At 39.6% G+C, this 13017-nt stretch carries 12 protein-coding genes; 8 read left to right on the forward strand and 4 right to left on the reverse strand.

The genetic code is table 11. From position 1 onward, the window contains the following. Positions 1 to 3: 3 nt before the first annotated feature. Positions 4 to 696: a 6-phosphogluconolactonase gene (gene pgl / locus ABWV72_RS04570; RefSeq protein WP_216047481.1), complete on the reverse strand. Its 693-nt coding sequence runs from the start codon at positions 694 to 696 to the stop codon at positions 4 to 6. A 1-nt stretch (position 697) separates the two neighbouring features. Beyond that, a complete protein-coding gene (gene zwf / locus ABWV72_RS04575) occupies positions 698 to 2191 on the reverse strand; it encodes a glucose-6-phosphate dehydrogenase (protein WP_216047482.1) in 1494 nt (497 codons plus the stop codon). Positions 2192 to 2478: 287 nt separating this feature from the next. On the opposite strand from zwf, the gene ABWV72_RS04580 reads away from it, so the two are divergent. The 3 genes from ABWV72_RS04580 to ABWV72_RS04590 all read left to right on the forward strand — a co-directional run bounded on the left by ABWV72_RS04580 (position 2479) and on the right by ABWV72_RS04590 (position 6396). Beyond that, positions 2479 to 3330, forward strand: coding sequence for a MurR/RpiR family transcriptional regulator (locus ABWV72_RS04580; RefSeq protein WP_216047483.1), 852 nt, complete (start codon positions 2479 to 2481; stop codon positions 3328 to 3330). A 200-nt stretch (positions 3331 to 3530) separates the two neighbouring features. After that, positions 3531 to 4967 carry a pyruvate kinase gene (pyk, locus tag ABWV72_RS04585; RefSeq protein WP_216047484.1) on the forward strand — a complete coding sequence of 479 codons (1437 nt, stop codon included), beginning with the start codon at positions 3531 to 3533 and terminating at the stop codon, positions 4965 to 4967. A 256-nt stretch (positions 4968 to 5223) separates the two neighbouring features. Then, on the forward strand, positions 5224 to 6396 hold the full coding sequence (locus tag ABWV72_RS04590; RefSeq protein ID WP_353368991.1) for a saccharopine dehydrogenase family protein: 1173 nt from the start codon (positions 5224 to 5226) through the stop codon (positions 6394 to 6396). 144 nt (positions 6397 to 6540) lie between these two features. Here ABWV72_RS04590 and ABWV72_RS04595 read toward each other — a convergent pair whose 3' ends face one another. Further along, positions 6541 to 7092: an NAD(P)H nitroreductase gene (locus ABWV72_RS04595; RefSeq protein ID WP_353368993.1), complete on the reverse strand. Its 552-nt coding sequence runs from the start codon at positions 7090 to 7092 to the stop codon at positions 6541 to 6543. Positions 7093 to 7349: 257 nt separating this feature from the next. Between ABWV72_RS04595 and sppA the strand changes: the two genes are divergently transcribed. Further along, positions 7350 to 9212 (forward strand): signal peptide peptidase SppA, encoded by a 1863-nt coding sequence (gene sppA / locus ABWV72_RS04600; protein WP_353368995.1) that lies wholly within the window; start codon positions 7350 to 7352, stop codon positions 9210 to 9212. A 92-nt stretch (positions 9213 to 9304) separates the two neighbouring features. Next, positions 9305 to 9793, forward strand: a complete 489-nt coding sequence (locus ABWV72_RS04605) for a SprT family zinc-dependent metalloprotease (RefSeq protein WP_216047488.1) — start codon at positions 9305 to 9307, stop codon at positions 9791 to 9793. 30 nt (positions 9794 to 9823) lie between these two features. On the opposite strand, the gene yfbV is transcribed toward ABWV72_RS04605, so the two are convergent. Continuing rightward, the gene (yfbV, locus tag ABWV72_RS04610) at positions 9824 to 10270 is read right to left on the reverse strand and encodes a terminus macrodomain insulation protein YfbV (RefSeq protein ID WP_216047489.1); all 447 of its coding nucleotides are present in this window, start codon (positions 10268 to 10270) and stop codon (positions 9824 to 9826) included. A 344-nt stretch (positions 10271 to 10614) separates the two neighbouring features. Between yfbV and trxB the strand changes: the two genes are divergently transcribed. Genes trxB through ABWV72_RS04625 form a run of 3 tightly spaced genes read left to right on the forward strand, consistent with a single transcriptional unit; the run spans position 10615 to position 13013 of the window. Beyond that, the gene (gene trxB, locus ABWV72_RS04615; protein ID WP_342804488.1) at positions 10615 to 11571 is read left to right on the forward strand and encodes a thioredoxin-disulfide reductase; all 957 of its coding nucleotides are present in this window, start codon (positions 10615 to 10617) and stop codon (positions 11569 to 11571) included. A gap of 39 nt (positions 11572 to 11610) precedes the next feature. Further along, positions 11611 to 12309 carry a leucyl/phenylalanyl-tRNA--protein transferase gene (gene aat / locus ABWV72_RS04620; protein WP_353368998.1) on the forward strand — a complete coding sequence of 233 codons (699 nt, stop codon included), beginning with the start codon at positions 11611 to 11613 and terminating at the stop codon, positions 12307 to 12309. A gap of 2 nt (positions 12310 to 12311) precedes the next feature. Continuing rightward, the gene (locus ABWV72_RS04625; protein ID WP_303500960.1) at positions 12312 to 13013 is read left to right on the forward strand and encodes an arginyltransferase; all 702 of its coding nucleotides are present in this window, start codon (positions 12312 to 12314) and stop codon (positions 13011 to 13013) included. The last annotated feature ends 4 nt before the right edge of the window (positions 13014 to 13017 follow it).

Here is a 13017-nt window from a genome sequence, read left to right on the forward strand (position 1 = left end):
CTCCTAAGCAGCCCAAATAAGTTTTACATCGGTATTATTAAAGACGGCTCGAATAGGCATTTCCAAGGCGTCATCACTTTGCTGAGCAATGTCGATAATACGTTTTTTAGATTCACCCACTAAATGTAAAAAGATATTTTCACTGTTGAGTATACTTTTTAATGTTAGTGACATTCTTTGATTTGGCGCAGTGGTAGGAGTAACCGCAATATAATCGCTATCTAAATTGGTATTTAAGCCTTGTTCCAATTGTTCAGAACAGGGAAAAAGTGAAGCGGTGTGACCATCTTCACCCATGCCAAGAATTAACGCATCAAAAGGCGTTTTTATCTTGCTTAAATTCGTATTCAAAGAAGACACGGCATCACAGGCATCGGCCTCTGATGTTTTTAATCCAAAAAAATTCGCCACTGCGGCTTTATTGATCAATAGTTCACGCTTCACCATTGCAGCATTGCTCGCCGGATCGCTTTCGTCCACCCAGCGTTCATCAACTAAGGTTACGTCTACCTTTTCCCATTCTAAGTCTTGCTTAGAAAGCTGATTAAACATCGCAGCCGGAGTACGTCCACCTGAAACGGCTAAACTAGCTCGACCGTTTTTTGCTATTCCTTGTTTCAAGATATCTGCGATTTGACTTGAAAAATCTTGATTCAAAAGCTCAACTGAAGAATATTTAGTTTCAATTAGCGCCATATTACTTTTTCTTCCCAATTCGCGATTCATACCATGCACGATTATCTCGAGCTAGCAGCGCTATTGATGCTACTGGACCCCAAGTACCAGCCTGATAAGGTTCAGGTAAATCATTGTTGGCACCCCAAGCGCGGAATATTCCGTCAACCCAAGTCCAAGCTTGTTCAACTTCATCACGACGCACGAACAATGCCTGATTACCGATCATCACTTCTAACAGTAATTTTTCGTAAGCATCGGCAATACGGTCATCTTTGAACTCTTCAGAAAAACTTAGGTTCAAGCGCGATTTTTGCAAGTCCATGGAACCACTACTAGTTAGCCCAGGTACTTTGTTCATTACGGTAATTTCAACACCTTCATCAGGTTGCAGACGAATGGTTAATTTATTAGGTGGTAATTGCGCAAAACTTTCCCCAAATAAATTGTGAGGTTGGCGTTTAAAGTAAATAACGACTTCACTGGTTTTGCTTGGCAAACGTTTACCAGTACGCAGGTAAAACGGAACCCCTGCCCAACGCCAGTTATCTAGATGAACTTTGAGTGATACAAAGGTTTCTGTTTCAGACTTGGTATTAGCGCCTTCTTCATCCAAATAGCCAGGTACTTCTTTGCCTTTTACAAAACCACCTACATACTGACCACGTACAGTATCTGTTTGTACATTGGCAGCGGTAATAGGTCTAAGCGCTTTCAACACTTTTAACTTTTCGTCACGAATACTGTCTGCATCTAAAACTGCGGGCGGTTCCATGGCAATCAACGTTAGGATTTGCAACAAGTGGTTTTGCACCATATCGCGCATTTGACCAGCTTCATCAAAATATCCCCAACGGCCTTCAATCCCAACTGATTCAGCCACAGAAATTTGCACATGGTCGATACAGTTATGATCCCAATTGGTTGCAAAAATTGAATTGGCAAAGCGTAATGAAACAAGGTTTAAAACAGTTTCTTTACCTAAATAGTGATCAATTCGATAAATTTGTTTTTCGTCGAAGAACTCAGCAACTTGATCGTTGATGACTTTTGACGACTTCAAATCATGACCAAGTGGTTTTTCAAGTACAACACGTACACTCGAATCGATAACACCTGCATTGTGCAAGCCTTTACAAATGTCACCAAAGATAGAAGGTGGCGTTGCTAAGTAGCAAACCATGGTCCGCGATCTATCTACATGCTGTTTAAACGATGGGTAACTGTTTATGTCTTTCATGTCGACACAAACATAATCTAATTTTTCTGAAAAACGATTCCAAGTATCTTCACATAGGGCTTCGCCACTAAATTCAACGATACTATCTTTAACATCCTCAACATATTCTTCGTTGCTGATATCTTGACGAGCCGCACCGATGATACGTGAATCGGCGTGGACTAAATTTGCTTTTTCTAACTGATATAAAGCCGGCAATAATTTACGGCGGGCCAGATCCCCTTTAGTACCAAAAAGGACAAAGTCGCACGGTTCAATAGAATTTTCCAACACCATTTTAATGACCTATATATAGAAGAATGAACTCTAATAAAATGTAATTACAACAAATGAATTACGTTTTATTATGACAATTGAGCTAAAATTTAACATTATATGTTGTAATATTACAACATATTACGTCTCTTGTTTAATTACAAATAATATGGTTATTTTAACAAAACTTATAAAAAATGCTGGCTAATTTGGTAAAAACTTACAACAATTACTGTAACAAACCGACAAAAGTAGTGTTAAATGTCGTTTAAACTAAGTCGCAACAAAACAATAAGATTTATGCACCGATGAATATTCTTGAAAAAATAACACAAAATAAATCCGTTTTTAGTAAATCTGAAAGAAAAGTAGCGGATATAATTTTAGATAATCCTCAAACAGCAATACATTCAAGTATAGCTACACTTGCTAAAATGTCAGATGTCAGCGAACCAACCGTTAATCGGTTTTGTCGTCGCCTAGACACTAAGGGATTTCCAGATTTCAAACTGCATCTTGCCCAAAGTCTTGCCAACGGAACGCCCTATGTCAATCGACATGTAGAGGAAAATGACGGGCCAGAGGAATATACTAAAAAAATATTCGAATCAACCATGGCGTCATTAGAAGTTGCAAGGCAATCAGTTGATATCAATACAATCAATCGTGCCGTTGATTTGCTTACCCAAGCTCAAAAAATATCGTTTTTTGGTTTAGGGGCAAGTGCTTCTGTTGCCCACGATGCCCTTAATAAATTTTTTAGATTCAACGTTCCCGTTGTCTATTTTGAAGATATTTTGATGCAACGTATGAGTTGCATGAACAGCACTGAAGATGACGTAGTCGTATTGATCTCACACACTGGCAGAACAAAAAGCCTAGTGGAGATCGCACATATTGCCAGAGCAAACGATGCAACTGTAGTTGGGATAACATCTAAAAATAGCCCGTTAGCCAAAGAGTGTAATTTAGTTTTATCACTCGAGGTGCCTGAAGATACTGACATGTACATGCCAATGGCATCCAGAATCGCGCAATTAATTCTAATTGATATTCTCGCTACCGGCTTTACTTTAAGACGCGGTGGTAAGTTTAGAGAAAACCTAAAACGTGTAAAAGATACACTCAGAGGGTCTAGATTTGAAAAGCGAGACGAGTAGCTTACAGTGACTGTCATTTAATATTCATCAAAGTATTTACTTAAATTAATTCACATTTACGCAACTTTGCACTACTATTTTGTAATAAAATTACAAAAACCTGAGTTTGCTGTCAGATTATTTGCCGAAAAAGCACAAATCGGCTTTTTATTCGCCAATTCAGGTTATTTTTTAACAAACCAAGTCGGACACTAAACTCTATGTTAAGACGTACTAAAATTCTCGCTACTCTTGGACCCGCAACAGACACCCCTGAAATGATAGAAGGTATTATCAAGGCAGGCGCAAATGTCGTGCGTATGAATTTCTCTCACGGAACTGCAGAAGACCATATTAATAGAGCCAAAATTGTAAGAGATGTGGCCAAAAAATTGGGGAAATACATTGCTATCCTTGGTGATCTTCAAGGTCCAAAAATTCGAGTGTCTCGATTCAAAGATGGTCCAATTAAATTAAACATCGGGGATGAGTTCATTCTTGACGCGGAAATGGGCAAAGAAGATGGCGACCAAAAATCTGTAGGAATTGACTACAAAGCCCTACCAGATGATGTGCACCCTGATGATTTGTTGTTATTAGACGATGGCAGAATTCAACTGCTAGTTGAAAAAGTAGTAGGTAGAAAAGTATTCACCAAAGTAACCGTAGGTGGAAAGCTGTCTAACAATAAAGGCATCAACCGTCTCGGCGGCGGGTTATCTGCAGAAGCGTTAACTGAAAAAGACAAACAAGACATTAAAACGGCCGCACAAATGGACGTTGATTATCTTGCCGTGTCTTTTCCTAGATGTGGTGCTGATTTAGATTATGCTCGTAAACTTGCGGTAGAAGCAGGTTGTAGAGCGCTTATTTGCGCCAAAGTCGAAAGAGCTGAGACAGTCGCCAGTGATGAAGCAATAGATGACATTATCCAAGCATCAGATGCGGTAATGGTTGCCCGTGGTGATTTAGGTGTTGAAATTGGTGATGCAGAGTTAGTTGGTGTACAGAAAAAATTGATTTCCCGCTCCAGACAAATGAACAAGGTAGTGATCACTGCTACGCAAATGATGGAGTCGATGATCAGCAGCCCTATGCCAACTCGAGCCGAAGTAATGGACGTGGCAAATGCGGTATTAGATGGCACAGATGCAGTGATGCTTTCTGCCGAAACCGCAGCCGGTGAATTCCCCATTGAAACCGTTGCCGCTATGGCGCGAGTATGTGAAGGTGCAGAAACTCACCCAAGCGTTAAAATATCTAAACACCGCGTCGATGAAAAATTCACATCAGTGAGTGAGACTGTTGCGCTTTCAGCAGTGTATGCGGCCAACCACTTGGCTAGCATCAAAGCTTTGATAGCGTTAACCGAAAGTGGTAACACATCTAAAATCATGTCTCGCATTACTACTTCGTTGCCTATCTATGCCTTATCAAGACACGAATCAACGTTAAATACTATGGCCCTGTTCAGAGGCGTCAAACAGGTTTATTTCGATTCTCGAGGCAGTGAGCCGGGTAAATTGAAACAAGACGTTATTGATGTTTTAAAAAGCAAAGGTATCGTTGAAAGTGGTGATTGTTTTGTTATGACTTATGGTGATGAAATGGAAACCATAGGCTCTACTAACGCATTTAAGATTGTTACTGTTCCCTAAATAAAGTTTCAATTTCAGTTTTAATTTAATGAGCACCATTGCTAGCCTTAGCAATGGTGCTTTTTTAATTCCTAAATCTGCCCTTCCCCAATCTTTTGTTCTGCTTTTTCTAGCCGCAAGGCTTTTTCAATCAGCCCTTATTTAAATCAACTATTCTCCATATCAATAGTCGCTAATAAATCATATCAACTCTTAATTTGTATCTATTTTGTTTACTATCATGCTTCCTATAATTAGAAAATGATTAGTAGCTATTATGATGTCGAAACCAACTTATGATGTGATTGTATATGGCGCAACAGGTTTTACCGGTCAACTCGTTGCAGAATATTTAGCAAAAACTTACCCAAGCAAACAAGATCTAAACTGGGCTATCGCGGGCAGAAACTTAAGCAAACTAAACGAAATAAAATCGAACTTAAACCTAAGTTCCGATGTAGATTGCATAATCGCTGATTCAAACGACGTAGACAGCCTGAAATCTCTTGTACAAAGCACCAAAGTAGTGTTAACGACTGTCGGGCCATATCAGCTATATGGCAATGATTTAGTCGCATTGTGTGCACAAACTGGTACCGACTATGTGGATCTGTGTGGTGAGCCTACATGGATGCATGACATGATAGCCGCACACCAAGATAGCGCGGAAAAAAGTGGCGCTAGAATCGTATTTTCATGCGGTTTCGATTCAATCCCCTTTGACTTGGGTGTGTATTTTCTTCAGCAAAAAGCAAAAGAAAAATTCTCCCATACCTTTAGCCGAGTTAAAGGTCGCGTAAGAGGTATGAAAGGTACGTTTTCTGGTGGCACTAAAGCCAGTCTACAAGCTACCATGGCGGCCGCGAGAAAAGATAAATCGGTAATGCAGGTATTATTAAATCCATTTGCACTAACGCCGACGTTTAACGGCCCTGAACAGCCTTTGGGTAATAAACCTATATATGAAGAAGAGTTTAATAGTTGGTCTGCTCCTTTTATTATGGCGGCAATCAATACTCGGAATATACATCGTTCAAATTATTTATTATCCCATCAGTATGGCGAGGATTTTGTATACGACGAAATGATGTTTACCGGCCCTGGTGAAAAAGGCAAAGCAATTGCAGATCACGTTGCTGCAGACAAAAGCATGGCCAGTGACGAAGGACCAAAACCTGGTGAAGGGCCAAGTAAAGAGGAACGTGAAGCAGGCTTTTTTGATGTTATTTTCTCAGCTCAAGAAAACCAAAATCAGTTAACTGTTTCAGTAAAAGGCAACATGGACCCGGGCTATGGCACGACCTCTAAAATGATTTCGGAGTCTGCCGTTTGCCTTGCTAAGGATGAGCTAACGGTGAAAGGTGGTATTTGGACTACGGCGCCAGCAATGGGAGATAAATTGATCAGCCGATTAATTGACAAAGCAGGCATGACATTTAATGTCGAATAAATAGCTTTTTATCTAGCCATCTAAAACGCCCCAAATCTAACGAGGCCTCAATAGTTGGACAATCCAATTACTGAGGGCCACCTCAAAATGGGGCGTTTTTTCTTTCAGTCGTTTAGCGCTTAGGCAAAATTATGGTCTGAGTAACTAATTCCAAAACTCAAAATAATCACTGCTGCTGCGCTGCGGGGCTGGCATCGCTTCTGTTGTAGGCGTACCTAAATAGAGAAAACCGACAATTTCATCTTTTTCTTCTAAGAAAAATGCACATTTAACATCTTCATTTTGAGCGAATGTTCCTGTTCTCCATACACCGCCAAAACCTTGTGCTACCGCAGCCATTTGCATTGCATGGACGGTACACGAAGCGGAAGCAACTTGTTCAATCCATGGCACCTTCTCATGCTCTGAGTATTTGGCGATAGCGACAATAACCATAGGAGCTCGAAGCGGCATTTGTGGTGCCCGTTTAATCTGGTTTTCATCTAGATCTTCATTAATTGCCGCTTCTTCGAAAATCTCACCTAACTTAATTAGGCCCCTTCCCTGACAAACAACAAACTTCCACGGTGTTAAACCGGCATGATCAGGCGCGCGCAATGCTGCCTGCATAATTATTTCAAGCTGCTGACCTTGAGGGGCTGGCCCTTTCAATCTTGGTTGAGAGCGTCTGTTTAACAATAATTCAATAGCTTGCATATTAACCCAGTGACTAAATCAGAATTGATATATTAGTATGCAAACTTCACTGTTTTACTGCAACTGCAAACTGAATTTCCTTGTGAATTAAATTATCGTTAAAGCTTAAGCGCCCGAGGTTTCGAATCTTTTGCCGTTTAATTGAGCACAATGACCACAAAAGTCATTTCATTCATAAAAAATTACATTTGTATTGTCGCTTAATTATTAAAATTCGTTAGGATAAGCAAATTGTACAATTTCAGGTGAATTTCTATATGGCAAATGGTAGTAGTTGGACTAAATCTTTTTTTGTTGGAATCTGGACAGTTTTAAATTTCTGTCGAAAAGCATTTTTTAATATTATCTTTATTATTTTGGCTATCGGTTTCATTGCGATGCTAATGAAAGATGATGGCAAAGTGTTGGTTCCTAAAAGTACAGCATTAGTTCTCAATATTGAAGGCGATATTGTGATTGAGAAACGCTATGTTGATCCAATGAACAAATTTTTGGAAGAGGCTTTTGGTCAAGAGCCAGAAAATCCAGAAGTGTTATTAAAGGATGTGCTGTTCGCGTTAGAAAATGCCAAACATGATAATCGCGTTAAAACCTTGATTCTGCAACTTCAAGGTATGGGCAATGTAGGCATGGATAAAATGAAGCAAGTGGCAATGGCCATTGATGACTTTAAAGAAAGTGGAAAGCCTGTTTATGCCATTGCAGATTTCTATACTCAAAGTCAGTACTACCTAGCCAGTAAAGCCGACAAAGTTTACATGAACCCTATGGGCGCGATGATGTTTGAGGGTTATGGACGTTACCCAACCTATTACAAAGCGGCCTTAGAAAAATTAAAAGTGACAACTCATGTGTTTAAGGTAGGCACATATAAATCAGCTGTTGAACCTTACATTCGCGATGACATGTCTGAATCTGCAAAAGAGGCAAATAAAGCTTGGTTAACAGTGCTTTGGAATCAATACAAAGCAGATGTTGCTGCAGCACGTAACCTATCAACTAGTGCTTTTGATGAAAATCTAGATCAATTTTTACTCAAATTTGAACAAGTTGATGGTGATTTTGCAGCCTACGCACTGGAAAACGGTTGGGTAGATGGATTGCCTACTCGCGAAGCTATAAGACAAGAAATAATTGATATTGTGGGCGAAGACAAAAACCATAAGAGTTTTAGTCAAATAAGCCTAAACAATTATCTAAAAGTGATTAAACCCATTTATCACCTTCCAAAGGTTGATGTTCACCATGTTGCAATCGTGGTCGCCAAAGGTTCGATTTTAAACGGCACACAAAAAGCCGGTGACATCGGCGGTGACAGTACTGCTGAGTTGCTTCGCAAAGCCCGATTAGATGACTCGGTCAAAGCTGTAGTATTGTATGTAGACTCTCCTGGGGGCAGCGCATTTGCCTCTGAAATCATACGCCAAGAAATTGAAAACCTAAAAGCAGCAAATAAACCCGTGGTAGCTTTAATGAGCACTTACGGTGCCTCAGGTGGCTATTGGATTTCAGCCGCTGCGGATGAGATTTGGGCAGCGCCTAGCACCGTTACTGGCTCTATTGGGATCTATGGCATGTTTATGACCTTTGAAAACACCCTTGATTATCTGGGCATTCACTCTGATGGTGTGGGTACAACGGACTTCTCTGGATTGAACGTGACAAGAGCGCTTGACCCAAGAGTTGGCCGAGTTATTCAAATGAGCATAAATCATGGTTATCAAGAATTTCTTAACTTAGTTGCCAAGGAAAGAAACATGACGGTGGAAGCTGTCGATAAAATTGCCCAAGGTAGAGTTTGGATTGGGGCAACGGCGAAAGAATTGGGTTTAGTTGATAACCTAGGGTTTTTAGATGATGCCGTTTCCGCTGCGGCAGATTTAGCGAAACTGGAAAACTACGAAACCAAATATGTCGAACGAGATTTAAGCCCTAGTGAAAAATTCTGGAAAGAATTCTTAGGGCAAGCTTCTCAAACAATTGGACATGGCAGCTTCGCCAAAAAAGATTCTGCGCTAGCTGGCTTTGTTAAACAACTAGTTGAAGAGGTAGATGCCGTCACAAAATTGAATGATCCTAATGGTGTTTATGCTCATTGTTTAGCTTGTGAAATAAACTAACCTCTATTATCCTCTCGATGATTAATGGTCTAGTTAGGCCATTAATCATCACCTCTACACTCAAATAAGCACCTAAAAACAATTTCAATTAAATGATCAGTTTTGCACAACAAAAAATAATTCAGCAGCGAGTATTAGACTGTATTCAAATGGCTGAAGTTTATTTTCATCGAAAGTTTGTAGCCCCTACTCTGATGTTTAATCAACGGGGAAATATAGCAGGAACGGCTCACTTACAAAAAAACCTGATAAAGCTCAATAGCACTTTATTGATGGATAATTTTGACGAGTTTCTTGTTACTGTGATTCCTCACGAAGTTGCTCACATCATTACATTCCAGTTATTCAAACGTGTGAAACCCCATGGTATTGAATGGCAATCAATTATGAATAATGTGTTCAACTTACCCGCAACGGTAAGACATAAAATGGACACAACCAAGACCCAAGGTAAAATGTTTGACTATAAGTGTCAGTGCGGGACAGTTAAGCTGACGTTGAGAAGGCATAACAAGGTGGTTAACAAACAACAGATTTATTGTTGCCGGAAGTGCCAACAAGAGTTGCTAGAAATAACCTGATTTTCAATTAAATTAATAATCCAAAAGCTACTAAAACCACTGCTTTGTAAACACTTTATCAAGTTCTTTAAAGGCAGTTTTTAATAATTTCGCCAGTTCTTTATAACGAGGTTTAGCCCGTTGTTGGCTAACGGTCACCCCTTGTAATTGCATCTTATGATGAATTTCTTGATACCACGCCCGTAAGGCAGGAGGAAGAGTTTGGTTAGAACGATGACCAAGCCACATTAATCCTTGCAGAGGAAGACTAAGAAAAAATGCACCAATGGCGATTCCCTGAGGTATGAAAATATCACCATAAAAATTAATAATAGAAAACGCACTCAATACAGCGATGGGGGGCATAATTGTAATCGACAATTTAGTAGCGCTAATCACACGATACTCTGGAAAAAGTGCATTCAGCTGCTTTTCCATCGGCCAAGTTTTCATATACTCTTGACCATCTTTGAAAATTCCGGTCATGCTCTGGGACATTTGAATCCTTGCAGATTGATTAACTACTGGTAACTATAAGAATAATCTTTAATCGCTAATTTTACCAAAATAAATTAACGAAATAGTAGAATTCAGGATAAAACAACGGGCAAAACCACGTAAAATAGATAAATAATATAAAAACGATGATTATTTATTTGCCCATTAAGTGAATATTAATCAGAACTTTTTATTAAGGTTTGCTTAAAACTTAAAATATTTGATCTAAATAATTTTTTGACCGTTGAATCTAGTTAAAAAATCCATATGTTTAGAAACACTTTTTATTTAATTTTTTGGTCAGATGGATTGGTTCAATCCTGACTACTTTTGGAGAACTAAATATGTCTGATGTTAGACACGTACGTCTTTTGATTTTGGGATCTGGACCAGCAGGTTATTCTGCTGCGGTTTATGCTGCACGAGCAAACTTAAATCCGGTACTACTTACAGGGATTCAGCAAGGCGGACAACTTACCACTACAACAGAAGTTGAAAACTGGCCCGGCGATCCTGAGGGATTAACCGGTCCTGATCTCATGGTTAGAATGCAAAAACATGCTGAAAAATTTGATACTGAAATCATTTTCGATCACATTAATAAAACTGACCTGTCTAAACGCCCTTACACACTTCAAGGTGATAACGGCACTTATACTTGTGACGCTCTGATTATTGCAACTGGCGCATCAGCCAAATATTTGGGTATGGAATCTGAAACGGCATTTATGGGTAAAGGGGTTTCAGCCTGTGCTACTTGTGATGGTTTCTTTTATCGTAACCAGAAAGTAGCGGTTATCGGCGGTGGTAATACTGCCGTTGAAGAAGCTTTATATTTATCTAATATTGCGTCAGAAGTTCATGTTATTCACAGACGTGATTCATTTAGAAGTGAAAAGATATTGTCTGATCGTTTGTTTGAAAAAGCGAAAAACGGCAACGTAGTAATGCATCTCGACAAAACCCTTGATGAAGTGCTAGGTGATGAAATGGGCGTAACCGGCGTGCGTATCAAAGATGTCAATTCTGGTGCGACTGAAGAAATTGATATTATGGGCTTGTTCGTTGCCATTGGACACAAACCTAACACCGACATATTCGAAGGTGAATTGGATATGAAAGATGGCTACATTAAGATTAAGAGCGGTCTTGAAGGTAATGCAACGCAGACTAGCGTTGAAGGTGTATTTGCCGCTGGAGACGTATGCGACCATGTTTACCGTCAAGCAATTACATCTGCCGGTACAGGATGTATGGCCGCGTTAGATGCAGAAAAATTCTTGGATGCATTAGAAAATTAAGGAAAACACGTCAAGCTTGTGTATGAGAATATATAGTAAATGATTTCGCTGCATAAGCTTGACGCTTCCGTAACCTTTCCTTCCCCTCACGGGGCACTAGCTGATCCTAATGGATTACTGGCATTTGGAGGGGATCTGAGTGTTGCACGTTTAGTCAGCGCATATCAGCACGGAATTTTCCCGTGGTTCTCTGAAGGAGAACCTATTCTTTGGTGGAGCCCAGATCCTAGAGGGGTTGTTTTCACTGAAAAATACAAAAGCAGCAAAAGCTTACTCAAACATATCCGCAAGACCAATCCAAAGGTAACAGTTAATGAACGCTTCAATGATGTTATCGATGCTTGCTCCAATGCGCCTCGTAAAGACAGTGGTACGTGGATAACAGCGCATATGATAAACGCATACAAAGCGCTGCATAAGGCCGGTTACGCCCACTCTATTGAGGTGTGGAATGATAAACAACTCATTGGTGGTTTATATGGTGTTTTCGTCAATAATGTTTTTTGCGGGGAATCCATGTTTAGCCTACAAACCAACGCTTCTAAAGTCGCATTTCACTATTTAGTTAATCTGATGAGAACGAATAGTGTAGAACTTATAGATTGCCAAATGCAAAACCCCCACTTAGCCACTTTAGGTTGTGAAGAGATACCCAGAGCGACTTTTTTAAGATTATTATCCTCTGCGGCAGAAAAACAAACATCTAACTCGTGGACTCCTCGGGTGTTGTCGGTATGAACATGAAATTTGGACTAACTCAACAATTTCCATGCAGTTATTTAGCCGAGCAGAAAGAACAGTTGCTAGTGCTAGTGACAGACACTGATGATGAACTGGATAACCAATACAATTATTTACTTGGGCAGGGTTTTCGCCGTAGCGGTGATCAAATTTACCGCCCTCATTGTCGCCAATGTAACGCATGCCAATCAATTAGAATTCCAGCTAATAACTTTTTACCGTCGAAAAGCCAACGGCGAATTATAAATAAGAATTCCGATATTCAAGTATTTACCAGCTCGAAAAATAAACCTGAGTACTATCCAATTTACGCCCAATATATTAATCAACGCCATAACGACGGTAGCATGTTTCCTGCAAGCAAAAATCAATATGATGGATTCATCGACTGTGATTGGTTAGACACTCTTTTTATTGAATTCCACTTAGATGACACTTTAATAGGTGTTGCTGTTACCGATGTTTTGAGTGACGGTTTTTCCGCTCTTTATACATTTTTCAAACCTGAATTCACCAATCGGTCCATTGGAACTTACGCAATTATCAAACAAATTGAACAAGCCAAGCTCAATAATAAAACATTTTTGTATTTGGGATATCAGATAGATGCCTGTCAAAAAATGAGCTACAAGGCTAATTTTTACCCTCACCAGCGCTTTATTGACAATAAATGGCAATTAATCACAAAAAAAAGCACTTAGGTCC

Origin of the sequence: Aliiglaciecola sp. NS0011-25 (genome assembly GCF_040370605.1) — a bacterium.
In the GTDB taxonomy this organism is placed as follows: Bacteria; Pseudomonadota; Gammaproteobacteria; order Enterobacterales; family Alteromonadaceae; genus Aliiglaciecola; species Aliiglaciecola lipolytica_A.

Bases quoted from the DNA above. Each gene is read 5' to 3' on its own strand.
- pgl (WP_216047481.1), bottom strand. From the start codon at position 696: ATGGCGCTAATTGAAACTAAATATTCTTCAGTTGAGCTTTTGAATCAA.
- zwf (WP_216047482.1), bottom strand. From the start codon at position 2,191: ATGGTGTTGGAAAATTCTATTGAACCGTGCGACTTTGTCCTTTTTGGT.
- ABWV72_RS04580 (WP_216047483.1), top strand. From the start codon at position 2,479: ATGAATATTCTTGAAAAAATAACACAAAATAAATCCGTTTTTAGTAAA.
- pyk (WP_216047484.1), top strand. From the start codon at position 3,531: ATGTTAAGACGTACTAAAATTCTCGCTACTCTTGGACCCGCAACAGAC.
- ABWV72_RS04590 (WP_353368991.1), top strand. From the start codon at position 5,224: ATGATGTCGAAACCAACTTATGATGTGATTGTATATGGCGCAACAGGT.
- ABWV72_RS04595 (WP_353368993.1), bottom strand. From the start codon at position 7,092: ATGCAAGCTATTGAATTATTGTTAAACAGACGCTCTCAACCAAGATTG.
- sppA (WP_353368995.1), top strand. From the start codon at position 7,350: ATGGCAAATGGTAGTAGTTGGACTAAATCTTTTTTTGTTGGAATCTGG.
- ABWV72_RS04605 (WP_216047488.1), top strand. From the start codon at position 9,305: ATGATCAGTTTTGCACAACAAAAAATAATTCAGCAGCGAGTATTAGAC.
- yfbV (WP_216047489.1), bottom strand. From the start codon at position 10,270: ATGTCCCAGAGCATGACCGGAATTTTCAAAGATGGTCAAGAGTATATG.
- trxB (WP_342804488.1), top strand. From the start codon at position 10,615: ATGTCTGATGTTAGACACGTACGTCTTTTGATTTTGGGATCTGGACCA.
- aat (WP_353368998.1), top strand. From the start codon at position 11,611: ATGATTTCGCTGCATAAGCTTGACGCTTCCGTAACCTTTCCTTCCCCT.
- ABWV72_RS04625 (WP_303500960.1), top strand. From the start codon at position 12,312: ATGAAATTTGGACTAACTCAACAATTTCCATGCAGTTATTTAGCCGAG.